The following is an 8811-nucleotide window of genomic DNA, read 5'->3' as shown; positions in this document are numbered from 1 at the left end:
GTACTATGCGAAACAAGATACTGTTTTTTAAACATATATTTGCATAAGAAATTACTAGGTAGCCTAATTAATCTAAAAATCAAATCAGTTTCAATCATCATCAGAAATCTAAAAAAATCAAAAAAAAATGGAATCATCTACAGAAAAAAACATTGCCACATTTACACACTTGAGTACACTAACTCAATATTTTATTCCTTTTGGGAATTACATTTTCCCAATTGTATTGTGGAGCACTAAAAAAGGAGACTCGGAATTTGTGGATCACCACGGGAAACAAGCTATTAATTTTCAGTTGAGTTTATTACTCTATTCATTAGTTTTGTTAATGATAGCAATTCCTTGTTTTTTAATCACTGTATTTAAAAATATACCTTTGAATAGCTTGCATGAGAATCACAATTTTATCTTGTCTGATTTTAATTTTAGTGACAATGCTGGATTTTTAACGGTAGGAATTGTGAGTCTTTTACTTTTTTTAATACTAAAAGTTGTTGAGTTCTTTTATATTATTTACGCTTCGATGCAAACATCTAATGGCATAGCATATAAATACCCGCTTACCATTCCGTTTTTAAAATAGACAGGAGAGCAATAGAAGTTCTGTATAGCCCTGATTGCAACGGCATCCTTTTATGGTCTCGTTTTTTAGAGACCAGAAAAGATAGAGTGAAAAGCAGGAATAAAAGTTCTTAAAAAAACGGGAGTTGACTGCTCCTAAAAAATCATCATAATAATCAATCACGCTGGGGTAAAATCCGGAAAATCAATCAAAGAATGAACAGTTTTAATCACACAAAATCAAAAAAATGAAATTATGAACATTGAAAACACAAAAGCACAAATGCGCAAAGGTGTTCTTGAGTTTTGCATCCTATCGGTACTAAAAGAGAAAGACGCATACACATCAGAAATATTAGACACTTTAAAAAACGCAAAATTACTAGTTGTTGAGGGCACTATTTATCCTTTATTGACTCGACTTAAAAATGACGGTTTGCTCAATTATCGTTGGGAAGAGTCTACATCAGGACCACCAAGAAAGTATTATGGCTTGACCGAAATAGGACAAACTTTTTTAAAAGAACTTAGTGGCACCTGGACTGAATTATCAGATGCTGTAAACCTTATAACCAACCAAAAATAATAATCATGAACAAGACTGTAAATATAAACCTAGGCGGAATGGTTTTTCATATAGATGAAAATGCATACCAAAAATTGACTCGATACTTTGATGCTATTAAGCGCTCTTTATCAAACTCATCTGGACACGATGAAATATTAAAAGACATTGAAATGCGTGTGTCTGAATTGTTGAATGAAAAACAAATAAGCGACAAGCATGTTATAGGGTTGAAAGAAGTTGATGAAATGATTGCAGTTATGGGGCAACCTGAAGACTATATCATTGAAGACGAAAACGCCGAAGCAAAACCATACCAAAACACGAGCAGAAGAACTAAAAAACTGTATCGTGATAAAGAAAAAGGTATGCTAGGTGGTGTAGCACAAGGATTGGGTTACTATTTTGGGGTTGATGCCGTGTGGATCAGAATAGTACTAGTATTGCTGGTTTTTGCTGGTTTTGGAACTGGTATTTTAGCGTATATCATTTTATGGATTGTAACACCAGAGGCCGTAACAACCTCTGAAAAGCTTGAAATGACTGGAGAACCTGTTAATATATCAAACATTGAAAAAAAAGTTAGAGAAGAGTTTGAGAACGTTTCTGGAAAGCTAAAAAATGTAGATTATGACAAATACGGAAATCAAATAAGAACTGGAGCAAACAAAATAGGAAGCTCGTTTGGAGATTTTATCATGACTGTTTTTAAAGTTTTTGCAAAATTCTTAGGCATATTATTGATCTTGTCTGGAATCACGGTTTTATTTTTCTTGTTGATTGGTATTTTCACATTGGGTTCTGGATTGTTTATCGATTTCCCTTGGCAAAATTTTATAGAAGCAGGCAATTTTACTGATTATCCTGTGTGGTCTTTTGGATTACTTATGTTTTTTGCAGTTGGGATTCCGTTCTTTTTCTTAACGTTGCTAGGGTTTAAATTACTAGCACCAAACATGAAATCAATAGGGAATATTGTAAAGTATACCTTGCTTGCTATTTGGATTATTGCAGTTTCTATTGCTATCTCAATTGGGATTAAACAAGCTAGTGCATTTGCAGTAGATGGTAGAGATGTAAAAAAAGAAACCATCAATTTAAAACCTACAGATACATTGTACATCAAATTTAGATACAACGATTATTTTGCCAAGAACGTAGATGACAATAGAAATTTTGAGGTAACACAAGACTCCACTGGAACTAACATTATTTACTCTAATGATGTGCGTTTTAAAATTGAAAAAACAGATGAAAAACTACCTTACCTTCAAATAGAAAAAGAAGCTAGAGGTATATCATTATCTGAAGCTAAAAAAAGAGCTCAGAAAATTAAATATGCGTATTCCATCAATGGGAATCAAATTGTTTTAGATAATTACATGATTACTGAATTAAAAAATAAATACCGTGATCAAAGTGTAGATATCACCCTATTTGTTCCTGTAGGAACTTATATTAAGCCTGATTCATCTGTACAAAACTACGACAGATCTGACGATGAATTCTTTAATTTACACTACAGCTCAGATAATTACGTTTACAAAGTTACATCAGATAAAATAAAATGTTTAAATTGCCCTGCTGATGAAAATGAATATAATGATTCAGAAACTCAAGAGGAAGAGGTATACAATTCTGAATATTCAAGTGAAGTTGATAGTACTTCAATAGAGAGCAATGTAGAAAACACAAACGAAACTAAAAAAGGCTCTGGAAAAGGGTTATCAATAAATAAGGACGGAATAATTGTAAAAAATAAATAATCATGCTAAAAATTATCACACTCATTACTAAGTTTATTGTAGGTGTACTTATTGCCTTATTTTGCACCTCTTGCCATTTTAATTTTGACGCTGTTGAAGGAAACGGAAATGTAACCACAGAAAACCGAAAAATTACAGAGCGATTTAAAAGTATCGAAGTAAATAGTGGCATTGATGTTGAAATAGAACAATCAGACAAGGTTGAAGTCATTGTAGAAACGGACGAAAACTTACAAGAATATTTGACTACGGAAGTTGAAAATGGTACGCTTGTAATCACCTTTGACAAAAATTTAATGAATGATGCCGATGTTAAAAAGGTAATCGTAAGAATGCCAGTTATTGATGAACTTGAAGCTACAAGCGGAGCAACGATTGTGAGTAAGAACACCTTAAAAGGAGAAAACATTAGACTTAATACATCAAGTGCTGCAACCATGGACCTTAGCATAGAAGCTGATGTTGTGAGCTGTGACACTAGTAGCGGTAGTGAAATAAAAGTAAATGGAAAAGCACTAGAGACGAAAAATACAGCTTCAAGCGGAAGTGAAATCAACGCTTATGACTTGTTAACAAATGTAGTTAGAGCTGATGTTTCAAGCGGTGCTAGTATTAATGTGCATCCCATTGTGAGTTTAAATGCAGAAGCTTCTAGCGGTGGTGTAATTCATTATGACATACAACCCAAGTCAATCCAAAAAAATACTAGTTCGGGCGGTAGCATTAGCGCAGAATAAAAGACTTATTCAAACAAAAAAATCATCCCTAACTAGTGGATGATTTTTTTTATATTTGTAAGTAATAAATATCAAGACATGAAAAAAAATTTCCTCTTAGTGCTACTTATAGCCACAGCAAATGTAGCATTTGCTCAAAAATCTGATAAAGTAAAAGGTTCCAAAATTGTTACAATTGTAGAACGAAAAATTGCAGACTTTGAAACCTTACAAATTGAAAACAATCTAGAAGTACATCTAGAAAGAGGAGAAAAAGCAGGCATAAAAGTTGAAACGGACGAAAATTTACACGACGTAGTGGCACTTGACGAAAACGAAAAAAAATTACGTATTTACACCAATAAAAAAGCTACAGCTTATAAAAAATTGATTGTTCGAGTAACCTATACAGAGAATTTAAAAACAATTCAAGCCAAAGACGAGACTACCGTAAATGCCATCCAAGAATTATTATTAGATAGCGTAATCCTAAAAGCAAGCGGCACGTCTAAATTATTTTTAAACATCAATTCTAAATCAGTAATTTATCAAGCTGATGACAAAGCAAAAGGTGAGCTTAATATCAAATCAGAAAAAGCTACTATTGAAATGAGTAAAAATTCTAGTTTAAAAGCGCTGGTTACAACCGTTGATTTCAAAACAGATTTGTACCAAAAAGCTGATGCCACTATTGAAGGTGATGCCTCGAATGCTATCTTGCGTTTAGACAACAACTCCAGCTTAACAGCCAATAAATTAACCCTGAAAAACACGGAACTAACTATTGAAGGATATGCTAGTTGCATCATAAATTCAAGCACAACATTAAGTATTGATGCAGCCAATAAAACTGAAATCCAGCTCGTAGGAAACCCTAAAATAACCATCAAAAAGTTTGCTGACGAGACTAAGTTAATCAAGAAATTGAAATAACTGTAACTTTACTAAAAACAAAAAACAGGCAATTGCCTGTTTTTTTGTGCTTTTGTTTTTTGTGGATGCCCAATCGGGAAGTTTACCGGTTTACAAGTTGCTTTATCTTAATTCCCCGTGTGGCAAATACTCTGTTCTATTTTCTAAGGAATAGCTTTACTATTCAAAATTATTATCAGTCAATATATTCAGGAAGAATAAATTTAGTCAATTAAAAACGTTGTAGATGGATTAAATAATAAAAGAAAAAATATATTTGCAAACCCATATTCTAAAACCTAACCTATGAATCAAGTTCTAAAAAATGCAATGCATTGTTTTTTACTATTGACTGTTTTGTCCTTATTCACAAATTGTGAAACCGAAGTAAACTACAAAAATTACCAGCCCAATTATTTATCAAGTATTGATGCTACCAATTTACCTGCTGGTAATAAACCCATGACACTTTTTGAAGACAATGAAGACCCAGCAAGTATGTATGACAAAAAAGATCGTTGGTTTCGAGTTAACCAGCCTCTTCAAGTCATACTAAAAGGAAAGGATTTTATACAAGTTTCCTTGTATTCACCTGTTGCCTTAACAGATGTAAATATATATGCTAAACTCCCAAATTACGAAAACAAATTCGTACTCTTTCACTTTAGTAAAATTCCTGCGTTTCATCGCTCGGTACATCAAATCCCTTTAGTAGTTGGCAAAAATGATTATTTGTTAGAAAATGGTAAAACGGTAACGATTGATAAAATAGAAGGATTTTCATCGGGATCTATTGAATTTTCTGTTACATCAACAGATCCATTATTTGCCAAATTTAAAAAAATAAAATCCAATCATTTAGTGCAATTTCACGATGGTTACCATATCAATGAACCAGGAAAATTTCTTCCAATGAATCCTGTTTTGGCCAAAGAAGCTATCACAATGATCATCAATTACTCCTATGCTTTAAGTCACCCACTGTATTATCAAACCTTTTCCAATTTTGATAAATACAAACAAGAACAAGCAACATTAGCAGGAACAGCAATAAATGGTGCTTTAAATTGGCATGGTAACACTGATGATGTGAATGGCGTTTATGATTATTACACGAAGGAAGAAATAGAAAAAATTTATTTGAATTACTTAGACTCTAGAGCCGTTTACCTAGCAATGGTAGGAGGCGGAAGTGCTTGGGGAGGAGGCGCGCTGGCTTCGCAATGGGAGTCAGACTACATCACTGGACATTGGTTAGGTGAAATGTCTATTTGGTCTCATGAATATTCTCATCATATTGGATTTAGCCATAGTAGTAATTTAGCAAATAGTGGTGAAGGTGGAGGACAACAAGAAATGCTCACTCATTTTTATAAATATTTGATTTACCTAAACGACCTTCCTTTTATAGATCCTGAAATACTAAAAGGATGGACAAAAACAGCTTATCTAAACAAAAAAGACTACAAAAAACCCGTTTTCAAAATCAGCCCTAACAACCCCTTCTTACTTAAATACAAAGGAGAAGGAAAATGGAATTAATACCACTTACTACTATGAAAAAAATTTTATATATAGCTATCTTATTTATTTTAGCTTGTTGCACTAAAGATTCTGATATGGTTTATGAGCCTACCAAATATCAATCTTATTACTTGAGTAACGAAACGACTATCAAAGCCAATCAAATTACTGGAGGGAAAGCTACTTTAGAAGCTAACGCTATCACTATTGCCAATAACAAATTATACATCTGCAATGGTGATATTCTTGAAATATTTGATGCCACAACTTTATCTTATCTTTCGAGTGTCAAAAGCTATACAAAAGGATCTACCACAATTCCGTTCACAAAACTATCCTCTATTTCTATTGACAATGACCGTATTTACCTTGGTAGCATTGACTCAAGAATTTTTGTTTTGGACGAAAAAACATTATCAGGCATAAACACGATTGGAAATGGACAATGGTGGCAAACTTTTGTTCACGTATTTGGACTAAAAGCAAAAGATGGTTTTCTTTTTGTCAAAGAAAAAGAAAATTCAATTAAGGTATTCCAAACTGCACAAATTACTGAAACCAGCAATTGGAACTTAGCTCCAATAGCTAAATTAAACACCCTGAAAGGCTACACCGAAATCTATTCGATGGATATCTCCAATGGAAATTTAATAGTAGCTGGACAAAACGCTAACGGCTTTTTAAATTACAATCTAAAAGACATTGAAAAAAACGCAACTAGCTCGTTGACTGTTCCTATTTTACCTAATACTAAAACACTAACTGACAACCTTCCATTATCTGTAGTATTTAGCGATGACTGGGCTATAACAACTGAAAAATTAAAAGGCACTAACTATATACGACTGTATCCAAAAAACATTTTTTTAGATCAAAATTACACCCCAACCATCAATAATTCAGACATTATGGGAGAAAATGCGTTTAACTCAATTACTAATTGTGCATTGCTAAAAGACCGTTTGTTTGTAGTAGATAACACCAATCAAGTAATAAGAGTTTTAAAATTAAACAAAGTAACTATTGCGGAACAGAAATAAAACATATTGATTTTCAGTTAAAGCATGACTCAATTAAATATATTAGCACTAGGGTTAAGGGTGAGCAGCCAGTTCTAACATATTAGTAATGCCCACAAATCCAAAATCAATTAATCTCAATCTCTACTGATATATGGTCATCGTTGGTATACTTTGATATGTAACTACATTTGAGGTCTTTGAGCTTATTATCGAATGCAACTGTACTAAAACCGCTTTACAAAAAGGAGTTCTATCGAGACCTAACAGGTTTTTAAAACCTGTTAAGTCTGTAACACCTTGTACAAGTTAACGATAGACTGAATAGCCAAAATGATACAGATTTTAAGTGGAAGACATTTATTCAAAAAAAAAGTCCCTTTTGAAATAAAAGAGACTTTTTTTTTAATGATAAAAAATTGTTTATTCCCTTGCTGCCAAATATCTTTCGGCATCAAGTGCAGCCATACAACCTGTTCCTGCTGCTGTTATAGCCTGACGGTATACATGATCAGCAGCGTCACCAGCTACAAAAACACCTGCAACATTTGTAAGTGAAGAACCTGGCGTGTTAACAATATATCCTGTTTCATCAAGAGTAATAAACTCTTTAAAAATATCTGTATTCGGCTTGTGACCAATGGCAACGAAAAATCCTGTTGCCGGAATTTCAAAAGTTTCACCTGTAGTTTTGTTTAACGCTTTTACACCTGTAACTACTTGTTCATCCCCAAGTACTTCAACAGTATCATGGTTCATCAAAATGGTGATATTTTCTGTTTTGCGTACGCGCTCCTCCATAATTTTTGAAGCTCTAAATTTCTCGCTACGTACTAGCATGGTAACTTTTTTACAAAGTTTAGACAAATAGTGTGCCTCTTCACAAGCTGAATCTCCTGCACCTACTATGACCACCTCTTGGTTTCTATAAAAGAAACCATCACAAACAGCACATGCAGAAACACCACCACCCATTTTTAAGTAATGTTGCTCTGATGGTAAGCCTAAATATTTAGCCGAAGCACCAGTTGAAATGATTACTGTTTCACAGTGTAATTCTTTAGTTTCATTAATCCAAACTTTGTGAATATCTCCAGAGAAATCAACTCTTGTAGCCCAACCGTCACGCACATCGGTTCCAAAACGTTGCGCTTGAGCTTGTAAACCTACCATCATTTCTGGCCCTGTAATTCCTTCTGGATTCCCTGGCCAGTTCTCTACTTCGTTTGTAGTTGTTAACTGTCCGCCTGGTTGCATTCCTTGGTACAATACCGGATTCATATTAGCTCTTGCTGCATAAATTGCTGCTGTATATCCTGCAGGTCCAGAACCTATAATAAGGCATTTAATTTTTTCGATCGTATCTGACATGGTGTGATTATTAAAATTTTTTGGTACAAAAATAAGCTTTTATTACAGTACGTAATAAAGTACTACATCAGTTTTAATTATTTGGCAATAAAAAAATCCTTCTTGACTGAACAAGAAGGATTAAGTCGGGGTGGCAGGATTCGAACCTGCGGCCTTCCCGATTTACAATCGGGACGCTATAACTGCTACTTATTTTGTAATTAATTCGACAATTTTAGTTTTACTTTTCCATTTTTTAATTTCCTGCTCTCGTGAAATTGCAAAAGATTTTTGGTCAAATAACTCCGAATAAACTATTGCCCAATCTTTGGCTCTTGCTGTAAATCCTTTGTGTGTACTTAAATGTCGTCGCAGTCTCTCTTCTAAAACCATAGAAG

The 8811-nt window shown here is 33.5% G+C and carries 9 protein-coding genes; 7 read left to right on the top strand and 2 right to left on the bottom strand.

Features of this window, described 5'->3' with window-relative positions:
* Positions 1 to 127: 127 nt before the first annotated feature.
* The 7 genes from FPG59_RS10870 (at position 128) to FPG59_RS10840 (ending at position 7084) form a co-directional block, all read left to right on the top strand.
* Entirely contained in the window at positions 128 to 583 is a 456-nt protein-coding gene (locus FPG59_RS10870; protein ID WP_086454626.1) for a DUF4870 domain-containing protein, read from the top strand.
* Between the two features lie 234 nt (positions 584 to 817).
* Positions 818 to 1147: a PadR family transcriptional regulator gene (locus FPG59_RS10865; RefSeq protein WP_086454625.1), complete on the top strand. Its 330-nt coding sequence runs from the start codon at positions 818 to 820 to the stop codon at positions 1145 to 1147.
* A 5-nt stretch (positions 1148 to 1152) separates the two neighbouring features.
* Positions 1153 to 2892 carry a PspC domain-containing protein gene (locus FPG59_RS10860; protein ID WP_086454624.1) on the top strand — a complete coding sequence of 580 codons (1740 nt, stop codon included), beginning with the start codon at positions 1153 to 1155 and terminating at the stop codon, positions 2890 to 2892.
* Between the two features lie 2 nt (positions 2893 to 2894).
* Positions 2895 to 3629, top strand: a complete 735-nt coding sequence (locus FPG59_RS10855; protein WP_086454623.1) for a head GIN domain-containing protein — start codon at positions 2895 to 2897, stop codon at positions 3627 to 3629.
* A 78-nt stretch (positions 3630 to 3707) separates the two neighbouring features.
* Complete coding sequence (locus FPG59_RS10850; protein ID WP_086454622.1) at positions 3708 to 4541, top strand: DUF2807 domain-containing protein; 834 nt, start codon at positions 3708 to 3710, stop codon at positions 4539 to 4541.
* Between the two features lie 285 nt (positions 4542 to 4826).
* Positions 4827 to 6062 (top strand): hypothetical protein, encoded by a 1236-nt coding sequence (locus tag FPG59_RS10845; RefSeq protein ID WP_233264510.1) that lies wholly within the window; start codon positions 4827 to 4829, stop codon positions 6060 to 6062.
* A 14-nt stretch (positions 6063 to 6076) separates the two neighbouring features.
* A complete protein-coding gene (locus FPG59_RS10840; protein ID WP_233264509.1) occupies positions 6077 to 7084 on the top strand; it encodes a hypothetical protein in 1008 nt (335 codons plus the stop codon).
* Between the two features lie 402 nt (positions 7085 to 7486).
* Here FPG59_RS10840 and trxB read toward each other — a convergent pair whose 3' ends face one another.
* Both trxB and FPG59_RS10830 read right to left on the bottom strand, forming a co-directional pair.
* Entirely contained in the window at positions 7487 to 8434 is a 948-nt protein-coding gene (gene trxB, locus FPG59_RS10835) for a thioredoxin-disulfide reductase (protein ID WP_086454620.1), read from the bottom strand.
* 189 nt (positions 8435 to 8623) lie between these two features.
* On the bottom strand, positions 8624 to 8811 hold a 188-nt coding region (locus tag FPG59_RS10830; protein ID WP_140344634.1), incomplete at its 5' end, for a GIY-YIG nuclease family protein.

Source organism: Flavobacterium sp. FPG59, from assembly GCF_002150205.1.
GTDB lineage: Bacteria > Bacteroidota > Bacteroidia > Flavobacteriales > Flavobacteriaceae > Flavobacterium.
Note: the sequence above shows the minus strand (reverse complement) of the source record. Positions and strands in the feature narration are given on the sequence as shown.